Origin of the sequence: Mycolicibacterium sp. Y3 (genome assembly GCF_051188035.1) — a bacterium.
Lineage (GTDB): Bacteria > Actinomycetota > Actinomycetes > Mycobacteriales > Mycobacteriaceae > Mycobacterium > Mycobacterium fluoranthenivorans.
In genome coordinates, this window is sequence record NZ_JAVQLT010000001.1 from 2,478,019 (window position 1) to 2,494,498 (window position 16,480).

A 16,480-nucleotide genomic window follows, 5' to 3' on the forward strand; every position below is an offset into this window, starting at 1 on the left:
ACTCCGTGGAATTGATCCTCGTCGTCGTCGGCGCCATCCTGGTCACCGCCATCGCCCACCGCCGCGGGTTCGAACCCGCGCTGATGATCGTGGTCGTCGGCATCGTGGTCTCGTTCCTGCCCGGATTCGAGGCGCCGGAGCTCGATTCGCACATCCTGCTCACGGTGGTGCTGCCGCCGCTGCTGTACTCGGCGGCGCTGGACTTCTCGTTCCCCACGTTTCTGCGCAATATCCGGCCGATTCTGGGTCTGGGTGTCGGCCTGGTCGTGGTCAGCGCGTTCGCGGTCGCCGCGGTGTCGTCCTGGCTGGCGCTGGTACCACTGACCTTCGGCACCGCATTGGTGCTCGGTGCCATCGTGGCGCCACCGGATGCCGTGACGGCCGTGGCGGTGGGACGCAAACTGGGCCTGCCCAAACGGGTGATGGCCATCCTCACCGGCGAGAGCCTGATCAACGACGCCGCCGCCCTGGCGCTGTTCTCGGTGGCGGTCGCGCAGGTGGCCGGCAGTCATACCTTCATCGAGAACCCGTTCCTGCTCTTCGGTTACAGCGCCGTGGTCGGGCCGCTGGTGGGCGTGGCGCTGGGGTACGCGACATTGTGGATCCGCCGCCGGCTGGCCAATCCGGGGCTGGAGACGGTGCAGGGCCTGCTGGTGCCGTTCGCGGCGTTCATCGTCGCCGAGGAGATGCACGCCTCGGGTGTGCTGGCGGTCGTGGTCGCCGGATTCGTCGTCGGCAACGGCACTTTGGGCGCGGGCTACCAGACCAGGTTGCAGGAGCGCTACGTATGGAACTCGGTCGACGTGCTGTTGGAGGCGTTCGTCTTCGCCTATATCGGCCTGCACCTGCGGTTCGTGCTGGAGGACCTGCGTGAGGCCCACGAGTCCCTGGTGGAAGTGGCGGTCGCGTCTGCCATCGTCCTGGTGATCGTGCTGGCCATCCGGCCGCTGTCGGTGTTCGCGATGTTTGGTCGCAACAAGCTGTTCCGTCATGTCGAGACCCGGCTGAGCGTGCCCGCGCCCGAGCACGGCCGCGGTGCGCTCGGCACGCGACGGAAACCTCCGGGCAAGTGGCGTTCGCGGATCGACCGCCGCACCTTGAGTTGGCAGGAGAACGTGGTGGTGTCGTGGACCGGGATGCGCGGGGTGGTCACCCTCGCCGCCGCGGCCGCGATTCCCGTCACGACGATGGACGGCGAACCGTTCCCGGAGCGCGCGACCATCCAGGCCATCGCCTTCGTGGTCAGTGTCGGCACCTTGCTCATCCAGGGCTGGTCGCTGCCGTGGCTGATCCGCCGTCTGCGGCTGTCCCGGTTCAACGACGACCACGCCGCCGACCGCGAAGAGGAGCTGAAAGCCGAACGAGTGGTGCACGCGGCCGCCGACGAGGTGCTGACCGAGTTCCGGGCCAACCCGCCCGCGGATATGGACCCCCGGATGCTCGCCGAGATTCGCACCGCCGTCGCCCGGCATTCAGAAGATGTCGACGAGATGCCCGACCCGGAGGCGCCCACCAAACGGGCGAAAGTGTTCTCCGCGCTCTACCGCGATGTACTGGCCGCCCAGCGTGCCGCCCTGATCGCCGAACGCGACGAGGGGCGCATCGAAGACGAAGCGGTGCGGGCCATGCTGGAGCGGCTGGACCTGCAGGAGGCCGGTGTGTCGTCCCGGCTGGAGAGCCGCCTGTAAGTCAGCTACCGCCGCAGCCTCCGCCGCCCCCACAGCCTCCGCCGCCGCAGCTCGAACCGCTGCAACTCGATCCGGAGCCGCTGTCCCCGCTTCCGCTGCCGGTGTCCCACACGCCGTCGGAGCCGGAACTCTGGTCGAACCCCTGCTGGAAGCCCTGATCGAAGCCGGCGCCGTACCCGTTCTCGAAACCCTGTGCGCCGTAATCGACTCCGTGCATACCGGAGAACAACGTGTCGAACAGCAACACCGAGCCCACCCCCCAGGCGCCGGCCATCAGTGCCGGTTTCCACCACGGTTCGGAGTACCAGCCGGCCGGGACCGGACGGCCGGCGACCCGGCCGCCGGGGTAGTAGTTGGGCGTGCGCTGCGACGGTGTGGGGGAGGCCTCGACCTGCCTGCCCTGCACCGTCACCTTGCGATCCTCGGTGACCGCTCCGGCCGAACGCTGGCCGCTCAGCGTTTCCAGTTCCGGCCCGGGATCCAGACCCATCGCCGCCCGGGCGGCGCGGACGTAATACAGCCCTTCGATCGCACTCTCCTTGGCGAACGCGGCTTGCCGTGCCGTCGTCGCCTGGTCGATCTGGGATGCGGCGGCGTTGTACCGCTCAGAGGCGTCGGCCAGCGCCTGTTTGGAGGCGTCGTCGGTGCCGGTCAGGTTGACCACCTGGCCGCCGAGCCGCTCGATGACCCGGCGAGCGTCCGCTTTGGCGTCGCCGAGCGCCGCGGCGTTGCGCGTTCCGGCTGCCTTCGACGAGGCGTACACCAGCAGCCCGATGCCTGCCACCACGAACAGGATGAGGATCAGCAGAATGCCGTTCATGGCGCTCAGCGTAGCCATGGCGCAGGCTGTGCACCTGCTACCGATCCCACCTTTACGTCGTCAGGTCAGAAGTCGAATCCGCCGAAGTCCCCGCCGCCGTCGAACCCGCCGAAGTCACCGCCCCCGTCGGAGCCGCCCCAGCTGTCGCCGCCCCAGCCACCGTCGGAGCCCACGTCTTGGCCGCCGTCGGCGGACAGCTCACCTTGTTCGAAGCCCTGCTGGAAGCCGTCACCGTAGCCGTTCTCGAAACCCTGTGCGCCGTAGTCCACTCCGTGCATTCCGGAGAACAGTGCGTCGAACAGCAGCACCGAGCCGATACCCCAGGCGCCGGCCACCAAGGCGGGCTTCCACCACGGTTCGGAGTACCAGCCGGCCGGAACCGGACGACCGGCCACCCGGCCGCCGGGGTAGTAGTTGGGCGTGCGCTGCGACGGTGTGGGGGAGGCCTCGATCTCCTTGCCCTCGAACTGGATTCGGCGATCCTCGGTCACCGCACCGGCCGAGCGCTGACCGTCCAAGGTCTCGAGTTCCGGGCCGGGGTCCATGCCCATCGCGGTACGCGCGGCCCGCACGTAGTACAGGCCTTCGATGGCGCTCTCCTTGGCCAGCAGCGCCTGCCTGGCGGTGGTGGCCTGGTCGATCTGCGACGACGCGGCGGTGTAACGCTCGGACGCGTCCGCGAGCGCCTGTTTGGCGGCCTCATCGGTGCCGGTCAGGTTGAACACCTGGCCACCCAGCCGTTCGATGACCCGCCGGGCGTCGGCCTTTGCGTCGGCCAGCGAGGCAGCGGTGCGCTGCCCGGTTGCCTTCTGCGAGGTGTAGATCGCGAAGCCGATGGCCGCGATGACCAGGACGATGAGCACGAGCAGCAGGCCGTTCATGATTTTCAGCGTACCGACAGGAAGCGGCTGGTCCCTGCCTCGCGCGGTTGTCCGCTGAGAGCGGAACTCAGGTGCGGCGCGACGGTACGGCCGCGGTCGGTCGTTCGCCCGCTACATCTATTGCCGTGCAATGCGTTTGGCGTCGTCCGGGGGCAATGCGGTCAGACTGACGTCGCCGCCGTAGATCTCCAGCACGCGCGGATCCATCACCCGGCGCCACAACGGCGGACACAGTGCAAGGGTCAGCATCGACACGTATCCGCCCGGCAGTTGTGGTGCCTGTTCGTCCAGGCGGACCGCTTGGTAGCGACGCACCGGGTTCAGGTGATGGTCGGAATGTCGCTGCAGATGCAGCAGGAAGACGTTGGTCAGGACGGCATTCCCGTTCCAGCAGTGCGCGGGGCGAAGGCGTTCGTACCGACCGGAGGGCAGTCGGCGTCTGCGCAGTCCGTAGTGCGACACGTAGTTCATCGCTTCGAGGAGGAACATCCCGATCACTGCCTGGCCCGCCAGCCAAGGCAGGTCGACGGCGCCGAACCACAACGCCAGCCCGGTGAACAGGGCCGCGCTGATCAGCCAGGCGTTGAGCACATCGTTTCGCAGCGACCAGCGTGAATGTCCTTTGCGGGCGAGCCGTTTGGCTTCCAGACCCAGGGCCGAGCTGGTACCTCCGGTTACCGAGCGGATGGCGAAACCGTAGACGTTCTCCCCGAACCGGGCGCTCGCCGGATCCTCGGCGGTGGCCACCCGCACGTGGTGTCCGCGATTGTGCTCGACGTAGAACTGCCCGTAGAAAGTCTGCGCCAGTGCCAGCTTGCTCAGCCATCGTTCGGCGCGGGCGCGTTTGTGCCCCAATTCGTGGGCGGCATTGTTGGCGATGCCGCCCACCACGCCGGTGGTCACCATCAACCCGAGCTTCCCGATCGGGGAGATGCTGAGCCAACCGCCACCGCTCCACAGCCAGCACGCGAAGATCAACGAGAGGTACTGCGCGGGCAGATACAGGTGAGTGGCTGCGCGGTAGTACCGGTCACCTTCCAGCGCGGACAGTGCATGGTCCGGCGCGCGGTTCCGCGTCTCCTGGCCGATCAGGTGATCGATGGCCGGGATCACCACGAAGGTGAGGGCCGCGCCGGTCCACCAGAACGCCGGCCAGCCGGTGGTCCACACCAGCAACCAGGACAGTCCGACCATCCCGGGGATTGTCGGGACCATGAGCCAGAGATACCGCTTCGGATCTCGCCAGTTCGCCGTAGCTATCATGTGATGGCTGTCCGTCTTCGGTTGCTCGCGCTCCGTCGAAGGGGGCGGATACACGGTCATCCGATACTTATACCGTGACCTAATTGCGTATGCAATCGCCATCGCCGCCGAGGGGATATAAGTCTCTTTCTTGCGCTCTAACTGGCAATATGATGAACGTTGAGGTTCGGTGAAATGCCGTCCGCGTCCGTGCTCAAGATTATCGCGACAGTCAATTTGCAGCATATTCCCAGAATGTCGAATAGCTCCTGGTTAATCGATTCAAGTGACTATTTTTGGTGTAGTGGCAAATTTTTCAAAGTCGCTGGAATGCCGGTTGTCGGAGCCGTGAAACCAGAAAACCGGCCTCGGTGGGCCGGTTCTGTGGAGCGGGCGGCGGGAATCCGCACCGAACCGGGGACTGAGTGTGTTGGCTACTCAGCCCCCGGTCAGGTGTCGGGCCTGGCTGCCAGGTCGTTGATCGAGAGTTCGGCGGGGTCCGCCGTGCCGCGACGGTCGGCAGGGGGGGTGGACTCAGCCCCCGAAAGCCTTGCCGATGGCCTTCGCCACGCCGCTGACGGCCGCACCGGTGCGCTTCTGCACGTTGGTGCCCGCGGTGCCTACCTGGTTCTGCAGGTTGGTGCCCGCGGTACCGAGCTGATTCTGCAAATTGGTACCGCCGGTGCCCACCTGGTTCTGCAGGTTGGTGCCCGCGGTGCCTACCTGGTTCTGCAGGTTGGTGCCTGCGGTGCCGAGCTGGTTCTGCAGGTTGGTGGCTCCGTTGCCCAGCTGGGTGATGATGTTTTGCTGTGAATCGGCCGCGGCCACGCCCGCTTCCGCGGTGGCGATGCCCAAAGCTACCGCGAAGCCGCTGCCTGCCACTGCCACGGCCGTCAGTGCCTTGCGCCGCGTCCCCTGAATTCGAGCCATGACTTTTCCTCCCTATAGCAAACGCCATTGTTGGCATATGGAAGTTACCACAACGGTTGCCGGGGCAGCCATAGCCGTGACCGTCTCGCGATCGCCAATTGTATTGACTCCATGGTTAATTGTTTGCCAGTGAGGCGTTGGACGGGAGTCGTCCGTCGGCGTGAATGCGCTCGTCCTGATTGGCTACCCGTGTCGGAGCCAGTGCCGTCGGTGCTCAAAAGAGCAGTTAAAGGGCGAATCTGTCGGCTTAGTTCCCCGTTTTGAGGTTCTGGAGCTAGATGTTGTCAGCGCCCGACAAGTGAGGGGGTGGTGTGGTGAGCACTTGCTAGCCTTAGGTGGTCATCTAGTTTTGATCCCGGGGAATCTATGCGTCGTGCACTTTACGAAGAGGTAGCCAGAGGGAATCAGTAGCAAACTCACCTCGGATGCACAGACTGCCGGCGAATCGCATTTCTGGTCCAGGATGGGTCCGCGGACTGGCCGCCACGCCAGCGAAACGGGAGCGAGGCGACGAATCTTCGGGGATGCGGAGCTGATCGGAGTTGCTGATCGCGGATGCGCTCAATTCGTTCGGCGCGAGGCGCGGGTAGGCGCTGTGGGCACGGAAGTCTGCGCCCTTCTGGTGCGACGGGCGATGAAACCGCGTCGGGGCCGACGTCGGCCGCACGCAGCGACGGGTGTCGTCCCTTCTCGCAAAAGTGACGCAGAACGCAAATTTCAGCAAAATTTGACGCGTCCATCGCGGAATCTCATACTGAATAGAAATTGCTCGAGGTCGTGCGTCGTGATCGATGGAGGCGGGCCCGTCGGCTCGTAACCCCAGACGCACGCACGGAGGCAATCGTGATCCACGAACTGCTAATTCGTCGGATTTCTGCGGCCTTCCGCAGGGTCGGGCTCCACGTGAAAGATCGACAGATCTTCGCGACGGTGGTGGCGCTGGCTAGCGTCGCGATTCTCACATTCGCCTACTGGTGCACGGTACCCGCGGTTTCAGCAAATTTGTGGCCGCAACGCCTCCAGCTCGGCTCGGCGGATCCCGGCAGTATCGTCAGCACCACTTCGCTGACTGCCGTCACCCCAGAGATCAGAGCCCTCAGTGCCGCGTCCGTCCGGATCGTGTACCGCTCGACGCATGCCACTTCGGGCGAACTCGTCGAGGTGTCGGGGGCGTTCTTCGTTCCCGCCGGGACTGCGCCCGCCGGCGGCTGGCCGGTCGTGGCCGTCGCTCATCAGGGCGAGGGAACCGACGAACCGTGCGCACCGTCGCGCAGCAGCAGCCTGTTGGGGAATGCACCCCTTGTCGCCACGCTGTTGAAAAGCGGTTACGCCGTCACTGTCAGCGACTACGCCGGCCTGGGAGAACCCGGACGGGCCAATGACTACCTCGACGTGACCACTGCCGGCCGCAACGTGATCGACTCTGTCCGCGCCCTACGCGCAGCGTTTCCGGATATCTCGAATCGATGGGCTGCGTTCGGCACGCGACTCGGTGGTGCGGCCGTCTGGGCGGCCGATCAACAGGCAGCCGGCTACGCCGCCGAGATGAACCTGGTCGGTGCGGCCGCCCGTTCGCCATTGGGTGATCTCGCGCCGCTTCTCGAACGAGCGCGGACCGGATCGCTCACCATCGACCAGCGCAAAGTCCTGCTCTGGTCGATGACCTCGTTGTCCCGCCAACATCCCGGTCTGAACCTGGATGACTACCGACGCGGGGCCGTCGCCCAGGACTGGGACGCGATGACAAAGTGCTTCGGGGCTGATGTTGGTCGTGGTGAACTCGCGATCGCGGCGATGGACACCGAAGACCTGGCGCCTTCGACGCCTACCGCTGCCGCGGTACTGGACAACCTGGTGCACGCTCGCGCCCTGCCCGACCTACCGTTGAGCGCGCCCCTGTCCGTCGTCAACGACTCCGATGACACCGTTGTCGATCCTCAGTGGAACAACGAAGAAATCACCAAGGCGTGCAGGCGAGGCGACAGCATCTCCTGGCGCACCGACTCCGCCCCGGCGGCGCAGAAGACGACCGGCAATGCGCTCGCTGCCTCGACAACAAGCCAAATCGGCTGGCTTGCCAATAGATTCGCTGGAATGCCGCTCGCCAACGGGTGCGGTTCGGTTTCGGTGAGCAGCCCCGGCGCCGGCACGTTGCTGTCCACTGAGGACATTCCCGGCGTTGCGGCCGCGCTGGGATTGCCGGCCGGGGCGAGGGCAGCGCGCGTGACGTACCAATCAACGCAGGGCGATACCGGATCGTCGACAGTCGTTTCCGGCACCGTTTTCGCGCCCGCCGGCGATCCGCCGCCCGGCGGCTGGGCGGCGTTCGCATTCGGGCATGGCACGACCGGCATCCAGCAAGAGTGCGGTCCGTCTGTCCTACTTCAAGGGTCGGGTAGCTGGCTGGCAGCCGCGGTGGGGCCGCCTATCGCCAAACTGCTCGAACTGGGATTCGCCGTCAGCTTCCCGGACTACGAAGGACTGGGCGCTCCGGGTGCCCACCGCTACATCGACTACCGCACAGCCGGTCTGAACATGATCGACTCCGTGCGCGCACTCCGGGCGGCCTTTCCAGGCGTCTCTACGCGCTGGGCCGCCATCGGCACCTCCCAGGGCGCCGGTGCCACCTGGTCTGCTGACGAGCAATCCGACAGCTACGCACCGGAACTCCAACTCATCGGTGCCGTGGCCTTGGCGCCGCCCGCGGACTTGACCGGCATCGTGGACAAGGTCATCAGCGGTGACATCACCCCGAATCAACTCGGCGTACTACAGCTGATTCTCGCCTCACTTGCTCGTGAAGACGTGGGCCTGGATGTCGACGAATTCCGCCGGGGATCCGCCGCGCAGAACTGGGAGGTCCTCAGCTCGTGCGACGTCCCCGAGGCAGAGGCCCGGTCGGCTGCGCTGAAGGAGCTCACGCCAGCAGACCTGGCGCCGGCAACTCCCGAGGCCGCGGACAAACTGCGCGACTTGCTGGCACGTCGGAAGCTGCCGCAACGCCGGATGTCGGCCCCGATCTTCATCGTGTACGGAACGGGGGATCTCCTCATCGATTCGGGGTGGATCTCAGGTGCCATCGCCCGGGCCTGCGCGCTCGGCGGCACGATCGCCTTCGAAGCACAGGACGGGCGAGGCCACGACAACCTGGACGCGACACCTGCGCTCGGTTGGCTGCTTGACAGGTTCGCCAACCGGCCCGTTGTCAATGACTGTCCCGGACGGGCGTGACGCTGGTCGGCAACAGGTGGAGGGCCTCATATCGTGACCAGTCAGCAAACACAAAAACCGCCCTCGTCAGGCGGTTCTGTGGAGCGGGCGACGGGAATCGAACCCGCGTAGCTAGTTTGGAAGACTAGGGCTCTACCATTGAGCTACGCCCGCTTGTTCGTGCAACGGAAGACTGTACCGGCGAGGACGTGGACAAAGCCAATTGACGGTCCTACGTGTCGAACCCGTAGTATTCCGACCGCAGTGAAACACGGGGTGTAGCGCAGCTTGGTAGCGCATCCGCTTTGGGAGCGGAAGGCCGCAGGTTCAAATCCTGTCACCCCGACCCACCGGTACTACAGGTCCAGCACCAGCCGCTCGCCCGCCGATTTGGCCCGGGAGACGCACACCAGCATCTGTCCGCATCGGCGCTGCTCCTCGGTGAGCAGGTCGTCACGATGGTCCACCTCGCCGGAGACCACCCGCTGCACACACGTACCGCAATAGCCCTGCTGGCACGAATATGCCACGGAGGGAACGGCATTGCGCAGCGCGGCGAGCGCACTGCGATCCGCGCCGACCCCCACCACGGTGCCGCAGCGGGCCAGCTCCAGTTCGAACGGCCGGCCATCGACCACCGGCGCGGCGCTGAAACGCTCGCTGTGCACTTCGATACCGGAATCCCGCGGAATCGCCCGCAGCACCGCGTCGACCATCGGCGGCGGCCCGCACACATACACCGCTGTTGTCGGATCCACCCCGTCGAGCAGGGCCGCGGCGCTCGGCATCCCGTCTTCGTCGTCGGTCCGCACGTGCACCTTCTCGCCGTAGGGCGCCAGCTCGTCCACGAACGCCAGGGCGTCCCGGTGGCGGCCGGTGTAGTGCAGCGTCCACGGCGTGCCCTGTTGTTCGGCGAGCCGGACCATCGACAGGATCGGCGTGATGCCGATGCCACCGGCGATGAAATGCAATTTCGACGCACGCGACGCCGATCCCGGCAGCGGCATCATGAACGCGTTGCGCGGATCGCTCACCTCGACCAGGCGGCCGGTGCTCAGGCCATGCACCTCGACCGAACCGCCCGCGCCTTCTGGGCTGTGCCGCACCGCAATTCGGTACTCATCTCGTCGCCCCGGATCGCCGCACAGCGAGTACTGCCGGATCAGGCCGGACGGCAGGTGCACATCGAGGTGCGCGCCCGGGTTCCATCGCGGCAGGGGCGTGTCGTCGAGCGGGGTCAGGGTGAGTGCCAGCACCTGGCCGTCGGCGGTGACCCTGCGCCGGTCCGCGATGCGCATCGTCGTGCGGTTCACCGCGGCCGGTAGCTCCGGCGGTTCGCTGTCACCGCCCAGGCGCGTCACCACCGAGAGGAAGTGCGGCACCGCGGCACCCGCGATCCGAATCAGCAGATCGGGCGTCTTGGCGCGGTACAGGCCGCGCGGCGGTTCACCGACGTATGGCTTGACGAGCGCGCGTAGCGAGCGGGGCGTCATCCGTGCATGACGCGTGCGGCGGGGGAGGCGGCCAGGTACGCGACGGCCTGGGCGGTGCTGCCTTCGTCGACCGGGTTGTAGTCGCGGCGCAGCAGCCGCGAGCCGGTCCGGAACAGGTACGCGATGGTGGGCAGGGAGCCCCGCTTACCTGACGCGCGCATTTTCCACAGCAGCCGGACGTATCCCAGGTTGGGTAGTTGGGGATCGGCGTGCACCAGGAATTTCAGGCCGCGCAGCACGAGGGCGAAGAACACGACGCTGACCATGAGGCCGGCTGCCGCTTGTGCGAAGTAGTCCATGCCGAAGTACTTGGCCACGTTGTAGGACACGTGCCGGTGCTCCACTTCCTCGGCACCGTGCCAGCGCATCAGATCCGCCATCATCGGATCCACGCCCAGGCTGTCCCATTCGTTGTTCAAGGCCCAGTGCCCCAGCACTCCGGTGAAATGCTCGGCCGCACTGAGCGCATGAGTCCCGGAGGTCAGCGCCTTGCGGCGCCGGGTGGGACTGGTAATCCGTGCCATCCGAAGGTCGTACTGACCGGCGACCCATTCCAGCTGGTCCAGAAACGGGGTGGGGTCGATGCCGTGCCGACGCACGAACTCGACGAGCACGTCATCGTGGGTCCTGGCGTGGATGGCTTCCTGGCCGATGAATCCGATGATCTGCTCGCGTAGCCGCTCGTCGCGGACGTAGTCGAGCGCTTCGGTGAGCAGTTTGGCGAACCAACGCTCCGCGACCGGCAAGAACAGGTTCAACGCGGTGGTGGCGTGTGAGCCATAGGGGTCGCCGGGCATCCAGTGCAGCGGGGTCTCGTCCCACCCGAACTTCGCATCGCGTGGGCGCAGGGCCACTTCCTCGGGTGCGAATTCGTCCACAGGGCTCGGGTACCCAAGCCGCGGCTGAGTCACGACGGACCTCCTTTCGGGTGACTTTGGCATATGGCTGCATACCCATAAGGGCGTTTGGCCATCCCGTTCACGTATTCGGTGCGCCCAGCGGTTCAGATTGGTCGGAATCGGGATCGCCGACCCTCGGGAGCGCTGCTCGGGGACGCCAAGTGTCAGGTGGCCAAGCTCGTCAACTACCCTGTTCGCGAAGCGCGCGGCGCTGCTGAAGGCGACACATGACGAACCTTTAGCCCCTCGCACGCCGCGATGCCACCAGAAGACGCATACAGGAGTAACGCAGTGAAAAGCACGGTCGAGAAGCTGAGCCCCACTCGGGTTCGGATCAACGTGGAGGTTCCCTTCGCCGAGCTGGAGCCCGATTTCGACCGGGCCTTCAAGCAGCTGGCCCAGCAGGTCCGGCTGCCCGGGTTCCGACCCGGCAAGGCGCCGCGCAAGCTTCTGGAGGCCCGTATCGGTCGCGGCGCGGTGCTGGAGCAGGTCGTCAACGACGCGCTCCCCAGCCGCTACAGCGAGGCGGTCACCACCGCCGACGTGCAGCCCCTCGGACAGCCCGATATCGAGGTCACCAAGCTCGAGGACAACGAGGAGCTGGTGTTCACCGCCGAGGTGGACATCCGCCCCGAGATCGATCTGCCCGACCTGTCCGCGCTGACGTTCAGCGTCGACCCGATCGAGGTCAGCGACGAAGAGGTCGACACCGAGCTGCAGAACCTGCGCGCCCGGTTCGGCACCCTGACGGGCGTGGAGCGTGCCGCGGCCGAAGGTGACTTCGTCTCCATCGACCTGTCGGCCACCGTCGACGGCGAGGACGTGCCCGAGGCCAAGACCGAGGGGCTGTCCCACGAGGTCGGCTCCGGCCAGCTCATCGAGGGCTTGGACGAGGCGATCACCGGGCTCAAGGCCGGCGAGAGCACGACGTTCACCACCACGCTGGTCGCCGGTCCGCATGCCGGTCGCGAAGCCGAGGTGACGGTCAAGGTGAACTCGGTCAAGGAGCGCGAGCTGCCCGAGGCCGATGATGAGTTCGCCCAGCTGGCAAGCGAGTTCGACACCATCGACGAGCTCAAGGAGAGCCTGATCGAGCAGGTGCGCCGGACCAAGCGCATCCAGCAGGCCGAGCAGATCCGTGACAAGGCGCTGGAGACCCTGCTCGCCGATATCGAGGTGCCGCTGCCCGAGGCGATCGTGCAGGCCCAGGTCGACGACGCGCTGCACAACGCCATTCACGGCCTTGAGCACGATGAGGCGAAGTTCGAGGAGTCGCTGACCGAACAGGGCAGCAGCCGCGAAGAGTTCGACGCGGAAAACCGCAGCAACGCCGAGAAGGCCGTCAAGACTCAGCTGCTGATGGATGCCATCGCCGACAAGCTGGACATCCAGGTCGGCCAGGCCGACCTCACCGAGCGGCTAGTCCTGATGTCGCGCCAGTACGGGCTCGAGCCGCAGCAGCTGCTGGGCTTCCTGCAGCAGAACAACCAGCTGCCGGCGATGTTCGCCGATGTGCGGCGCGGCCTGACCATCGCCGCGGTGGTGCATGGGGCGACCGTCACCGACACCGACGGCGCGGTGGTCGACACCGCCGAGTTCTTCGGTCCGGCCGGTGGCGCCGAGGCGGGCGAGGCCGAGGACGAGACCGCGGACGCCCCGGAAGCCGATACGGCCGATGAGGGCGACGACGCCGAAAAGGCGGAGAAGGCCGAGAAGAAGGCCGCCAAGAAGGCTGCCAAGAAGGCCGATAAGAAGCAGGACAAGAAGGATCAAGACACCGCTGAGTGACGCTGTGAGCGAACGCGCGCCTTCTTGGGCGTGCGGTTCGCTGCGCGTTGGTTAGTGTCGGTGAACGAGTACGACAAACTCGAGAAAGCAGGTATCCAGCCGTGACTGACATGCGTTCTGGCGCGTCGGGGCTCAACCTCATCGACTCGGTGTATGAGCGGTTGCTCGCCGAGCGCATCATCTTCCTGGGCACCCAGGTCGATGACGACATCGCGAACCGGCTGTGCGCGCAGATTCTGCTGCTGGCCGCGGAAGACCCCGTCAAGGACATCCACCTGTACATCAACTCGCCCGGTGGTTCGGTCACGGCGGGTATGGCCATCTACGACACCATGGTGCTGGCGCCGTGTGATGTGGCGACCTACGCGATGGGTCTGGCCGCCTCGATGGGTGAGTTCCTGCTCGCCGCGGGCACCAAGGGCAAGCGGTACGCCCTGCCGCACGCGCGGATCATGATGCACCAGCCGTCCGCCGGTATCGGTGGTAGCGCGGCCGATATCGCGATCCAGGCCGAGCAGTTCGCGTTGACGAAGAAGGAGATGAACCGGCTCAACGCCGAGTTCACCGGCCAGACCCTGGAGCGGGTCGAGACGGACGCCGATCGCGATCGCTGGTTCACGGCGTCCGAAGCCCTGGAATACGGCTTCGTCGACCACATCATCACCAGCGTCAGCGTTAACGGCGACGGACCAGGAGCAGGTATCAAATGAACCCGATGCAATCGCGCTACATCCTGCCGTCGTTCATCGAGCACTCGAGCTTCGGCGTCAAAGAGTCCAACCCGTACAACAAGCTGTTCGAGGAACGCATCATCTTCCTCGGGGTGCAGGTGGACGACGCCTCGGCTAACGACATCATGGCCCAGCTGCTGGTGCTCGAGTCGCTGGATCCCGACCGCGACATCACCATGTACATCAACTCGCCGGGTGGTTCGTTCACCTCGCTGATGGCGATCTACGACACCATGCAGTACGTCCGGGCCGATATCCAGACCGTCTGCCTGGGCCAGGCCGCCTCGGCCGCCGCGGTGCTGTTGGCCGCCGGTACCCCCGGTAAGCGGCTGGCCCTGCCCAACGCACGCGTGCTGATCCATCAGCCCGCCGTCGGCGGTGCCATCCAGGGTCAGGTCTCGGATCTGGAGATCCAGGCCGCCGAGATCGAGCGGATGCGCACCCTGATGGACGCCACGTTGGCGCGGCACACCGGAAAGGATCCGGCCGTTATCCGCAAGGACACCGACCGCGACAAGATCCTGACGGCCGCCGAGGCCAAGGATTACGGCATCATCGACACCGTTCTGGCCTACCGGAAGCTCTCCGCGCAGAACGCCTGACGCACGACATCACGAGATTGCCGTTATGGCGCGGAAGTTCGAGTAGAACGCGCCATAGCGGCAATCTCGCGTTTCAGCGCGTTGCGTCAGTAGCTGAACGTGGTGGCACCCTCGCCGATCCACTCCCACAACTGCACGGTGCCGCCGGCATCGGCGCCCTCGACGAATGTGTGTGGGTCCAGATGCTTGGCCTGAATGCAGATCGGGCACACCAGGTAGCGTCCGCCCGCTTTCTCGTAGCGCGCCATGAGCTCCGACAACGCCGGGCACCCGTCACAGGCGGTGCCCACCGCCACCCCGGGCACCACCAACCGCACCGCTTCCTTGGTCAGGAACATCATGGTCGGCCGGCCCGATTCGGCGGCGCCGACGGCGACCAGGAAGGCCACCGTCACGCGTTCGGCATCCTCCAGACCGGTGGTCAGGCTGATGGCGGCTTTGTTCGTGGTGTTGTTCATGGTCTGATCGTCTCCCCATCGGGGTGGGTACACGGGGTTTTGCCCTAGGTGCTCCTCGCTTCGAAAGCGGTCGGATCGGTGACCGTGGGGCCACGGTGAAACATGGGAAAGGTGCTGCACATGAGGCTCGGGCCGTCGTCGGCGGGGTGAATATCCGCATGTGCCGGTGGACGCGCACGGTATCGTGGAGAGCGGCAATGACACCTGCGATGACTGCGTTTCCATTACACCGGCGACACGCCAGGGACACGGTCCGCGCGCCGACAGGTGCGGAGCCGCCTGGAGGGATATGTTCTCCTCCACGCGAACAAATACCACCCACGCGATTCGGTCCTATCGGTCGCAACGGGACGCAGCGAACGGGTAGCGTCGGGTGAACACCCGGAGTAACCCAACGAACGGTGTGACAAGCGGTGTGACAACCGACGGCAACAGGAAGTAGGACGCACCCAGATGGCGCGCATTGGAGACGGCGGTGACCTGCTGAAGTGCTCGTTCTGTGGAAAGAGCCAAAAGCAGGTGAAAAAGCTCATCGCGGGTCCCGGCGTGTACATCTGCGATGAGTGCATCGACCTGTGCAACGAGATCATCGAGGAGGAGCTGGCCGACGCCGACGACGTCAAACTCGACGAGCTGCCCAAGCCCGCGGAGATCCGCGAGTTCCTCGAGGGCTACGTCATCGGCCAGGACACCGCCAAGAAGACGCTCGCCGTCGCGGTCTACAACCACTACAAGCGCATCCAGGCGCAGGAGAAGTCCCGGGACTCCCGGGCCGAACCGGTTGAGCTCGCCAAGTCCAACATCTTGATGCTCGGGCCCACCGGCTGCGGCAAGACCTACCTGGCCCAGACGCTGGCCAAGATGCTCAACGTCCCGTTCGCCATCGCCGACGCCACCGCGCTGACCGAGGCCGGCTACGTCGGTGAGGATGTCGAGAACATCCTGCTCAAGCTGATCCAGGCGGCCGACTACGACGTGAAGCGCGCCGAGACGGGCATCATCTACATCGACGAGGTCGACAAGATCGCCCGCAAGAGCGAGAACCCGTCGATCACCCGCGACGTGTCCGGCGAGGGCGTGCAGCAGGCGCTGCTGAAGATCCTGGAAGGTACGCAGGCCTCGGTGCCCCCGCAGGGTGGCCGTAAGCACCCGCACCAGGAGTTCATCCAGATCGACACCACCAACGTGCTGTTCATCGTCGCAGGAGCGTTCGCCGGTTTGGAGAAGATCGTCTCCGACCGGGTCGGCAAGCGCGGCCTGGGCTTCGGCGCCGAGGTGCACTCCAAGGCCGAGATCGACACCCAGGACCATTTCGCCGAGGTCATGCCGGAGGATCTGATCAAGTTCGGTCTGATCCCGGAGTTCATCGGCCGTCTGCCGGTGGTCGCCTCGGTGACCAACCTGGACAAGGAATCGCTGGTGCAGATCCTGTCCGCGCCGAAGAACGCCCTGGTGAAGCAGTACACCCGGCTGTTCGAGATGGACGGTGTCGAGCTGGAGATGACGCCGGAAGCACTGGACGCCATCGCCGATCAGGCCATCCACCGCGGCACCGGCGCCCGTGGGTTGCGCGCCATCATGGAAGAGGTGCTGCAGCCGGCCATGTACGACATCCCCAGCCGCGACGATGTCGCCAAGGTGGTCGTCACCCGGGAGACCGTGCAGGACAACGTCCTTCCGACCATCGTGCCGCGGAAGCCGCCGCGGGCTGAGCGTCGCGACAAGAGCGCCTGAGCCG

The 16,480-nt window shown here is 65.8% G+C and carries 13 protein-coding genes and 2 tRNA genes; 7 read left to right on the forward strand and 8 right to left on the reverse strand.

What is annotated here, in order from left to right; translation table 11 throughout:
- Positions 1-5 precede the first annotated feature (5 nt).
- Positions 6-1,688: a cation:proton antiporter gene (locus QN239_RS12090; protein ID WP_499010566.1), complete on the forward strand. Its 1,683-nt coding sequence runs from the start codon at positions 6-8 to the stop codon at positions 1,686-1,688.
- Between the two features lies 1 nt (position 1,689).
- On the opposite strand, the gene QN239_RS12095 is transcribed toward QN239_RS12090, so the two are convergent.
- From QN239_RS12095 to QN239_RS12110, 4 genes are all read right to left on the reverse strand, one after another.
- Entirely contained in the window at positions 1,690-2,508 is an 819-nt protein-coding gene (locus QN239_RS12095; RefSeq protein WP_090353946.1) for a DUF1542 domain-containing protein, read from the reverse strand.
- A 65-nt stretch (positions 2,509-2,573) separates the two neighbouring features.
- Complete coding sequence (locus tag QN239_RS12100; protein ID WP_499010568.1) at positions 2,574-3,389, reverse strand: DUF1542 domain-containing protein; 816 nt, start codon at positions 3,387-3,389, stop codon at positions 2,574-2,576.
- Between the two features lie 117 nt (positions 3,390-3,506).
- The gene (locus tag QN239_RS12105; protein WP_499010569.1) at positions 3,507-4,604 is read right to left on the reverse strand and encodes an alkane 1-monooxygenase; all 1,098 of its coding nucleotides are present in this window, start codon (positions 4,602-4,604) and stop codon (positions 3,507-3,509) included.
- Positions 4,605-5,165: 561 nt separating this feature from the next.
- Positions 5,166-5,561, reverse strand: coding sequence for a hypothetical protein (locus QN239_RS12110; protein WP_499010571.1), 396 nt, complete (start codon positions 5,559-5,561; stop codon positions 5,166-5,168).
- Positions 5,562-6,464: 903 nt separating this feature from the next.
- Here QN239_RS12110 and QN239_RS12115 point away from each other — a divergent pair.
- A complete protein-coding gene (locus tag QN239_RS12115; protein ID WP_499010572.1) occupies positions 6,465-8,792 on the forward strand; it encodes a lipase family protein in 2,328 nt (775 codons plus the stop codon).
- Between the two features lie 79 nt (positions 8,793-8,871).
- Here the strand turns inward: QN239_RS12115 and QN239_RS12120 are convergent.
- Positions 8,872-8,945, reverse strand: a tRNA-Gly gene (locus QN239_RS12120).
- A 98-nt stretch (positions 8,946-9,043) separates the two neighbouring features.
- Here QN239_RS12120 and QN239_RS12125 point away from each other — a divergent pair.
- Positions 9,044-9,117, forward strand: a tRNA-Pro gene (locus QN239_RS12125).
- Between the two features lie 10 nt (positions 9,118-9,127).
- Here QN239_RS12125 and QN239_RS12130 read toward each other — a convergent pair.
- Together QN239_RS12130 and QN239_RS12135 are read right to left on the reverse strand one after the other, a co-directional pair.
- Positions 9,128-10,264 carry a PDR/VanB family oxidoreductase gene (locus tag QN239_RS12130; RefSeq protein WP_499010573.1) on the reverse strand — a complete coding sequence of 379 codons (1,137 nt, stop codon included), beginning with the start codon at positions 10,262-10,264 and terminating at the stop codon, positions 9,128-9,130.
- Positions 10,261-11,142: a metal-dependent hydrolase gene (locus QN239_RS12135; protein WP_499010574.1), complete on the reverse strand. Its 882-nt coding sequence runs from the start codon at positions 11,140-11,142 to the stop codon at positions 10,261-10,263. Before QN239_RS12135 ends, QN239_RS12130 begins: the two co-directional genes overlap by 4 nt.
- A 312-nt stretch (positions 11,143-11,454) precedes the next feature.
- Between QN239_RS12135 and tig the strand changes: the two genes are divergently transcribed.
- The 3 genes from tig to QN239_RS12150 all read left to right on the forward strand — a co-directional run bounded on the left by tig (position 11,455) and on the right by QN239_RS12150 (position 14,284).
- Positions 11,455-12,951 (forward strand): trigger factor, encoded by a 1,497-nt coding sequence (tig, locus tag QN239_RS12140; protein WP_499010575.1) that lies wholly within the window; start codon positions 11,455-11,457, stop codon positions 12,949-12,951.
- Positions 12,952-13,061: 110 nt separating this feature from the next.
- Positions 13,062-13,661 (forward strand): ATP-dependent Clp protease proteolytic subunit, encoded by a 600-nt coding sequence (locus QN239_RS12145; RefSeq protein ID WP_170847085.1) that lies wholly within the window; start codon positions 13,062-13,064, stop codon positions 13,659-13,661.
- Positions 13,658-14,284: an ATP-dependent Clp protease proteolytic subunit gene (locus QN239_RS12150; RefSeq protein ID WP_499010576.1), complete on the forward strand. Its 627-nt coding sequence runs from the start codon at positions 13,658-13,660 to the stop codon at positions 14,282-14,284. The genes QN239_RS12145 and QN239_RS12150 overlap by 4 nt, the downstream gene beginning before the upstream one ends.
- 86 nt (positions 14,285-14,370) lie before the next feature.
- Here QN239_RS12150 and QN239_RS12155 read toward each other — a convergent pair whose 3' ends face one another.
- Positions 14,371-14,742 carry a DsrE family protein gene (locus QN239_RS12155; RefSeq protein ID WP_499010577.1) on the reverse strand — a complete coding sequence of 124 codons (372 nt, stop codon included), beginning with the start codon at positions 14,740-14,742 and terminating at the stop codon, positions 14,371-14,373.
- Positions 14,743-15,195: 453 nt separating this feature from the next.
- Between QN239_RS12155 and clpX the strand changes: the two genes are divergently transcribed.
- Complete coding sequence (gene clpX / locus QN239_RS12160) at positions 15,196-16,476, forward strand: ATP-dependent Clp protease ATP-binding subunit ClpX (RefSeq protein WP_499010578.1); 1,281 nt, start codon at positions 15,196-15,198, stop codon at positions 16,474-16,476.
- Positions 16,477-16,480 lie beyond the last annotated feature (4 nt).